The 713-nt window shown below is 60.0% G+C and carries 1 protein-coding gene; it reads left to right on the plus strand.

Annotation, left to right across the window (positions count from 1 at the left end):
* On the plus strand, positions 1 to 713 hold a 713-nt coding region (locus G9F75_RS19680; protein ID WP_167409334.1), incomplete at both ends, for an AMP-binding protein.

Below are 713 nucleotides of genomic sequence, written 5' to 3' on the forward strand. Positions count from 1 at the left end.
GAAACAAGAACACGCCTCGGCAGAACACTGACACGCGTGTTTGCCGGAGGGGAAGCTCTTTCCCCGCTTACGGCTGCCCGGTTTGCCGATCTGTTGCCGGAGACCATGCTTATTCACGGCTATGGACCGACAGAAGCGACGGTTGATGCGGCGTTTTACGTCTGTGACCGAAAACGGGACAGCGGACGGACAAGGCTTCCGATCGGAAAACCCGTTCCTGGTGCCCGTCTGTATGTATTAGATAGCGGAGGAACCATCCAGCCTGCGGGTGTGGCAGGAGAGCTTTACATCGCAGGGACAGGGGTGGCCCGGGGCTATCTGAACCGGCCTGAGCTGACGGAGGAGCGTTTTCTCGATGATCCGTTTTATCCGGGCGAGCGCATGTATCAGACGGGCGATATCGCACGCTGGACAGAAGATGGCCTTGTCGAATGGCTCGGCCGTTCAGACGGACAAGTGAAAGTCCGAGGCTACCGGATTGAACCGGGGGAAATCGAAGCGGCGATCCGGCGCATCGACGGCATTCGTGAGGCGGCAGTCACCGCCCGGACCGAACACGGCGAAACCGCGCTTTATGCCTATATCGAAGGACGGGAAAGCGATGACGTGCGGGCGGAGCTTGCGGCACGCCTTCCTGCCTACATGATGCCGGCTCAGTTTATAGAGATGAGCGAATGGCCGGTCACGCCGAGCGGAAAGCTTGACCGCCGCGC

The organism is Bacillus sp. EKM208B (assembly GCF_011800725.1).
GTDB lineage: Bacteria > Bacillota > Bacilli > Bacillales > Bacillaceae > Bacillus > Bacillus velezensis.